This window comes from Emticicia sp. W12TSBA100-4, from assembly GCF_040253585.1.
GTDB lineage: Bacteria > Bacteroidota > Bacteroidia > Cytophagales > Spirosomataceae > Emticicia.
The window spans coordinates 1-220 of record NZ_JBELAU010000125.1; the positions used below are offsets into that span (position 1 = coordinate 1).

The following is a 220-nucleotide window of genomic DNA, read 5'->3' on the forward strand; positions in this document are numbered from 1 at the left end:
CGGATTACCCTGCACTGGTACTGGTGTACCATATGTCGTACCTGCTGGTACATTCTTATCATTCGTACTTACATTTCCCGTTGTCTGTGCATTTGGCTGTACTACTGCAAAATCAGGATTCAATACTGCTGATGCTGGTGTTACATTAATGTTTAATGTAGCCATAGCACAAGCCTGTGGTGTTCCATTATCACAAGTAGTATAAGGAATACTTACTGAA

General features: G+C 40.9%; 1 protein-coding gene. It reads right to left on the bottom strand.

The genetic code is table 11. The features are described 5' to 3' along the window. Positions 1-220: hypothetical protein (locus ABR854_RS26060; protein WP_350268761.1), on the bottom strand; the 220-nt coding region annotated here is incomplete at both ends.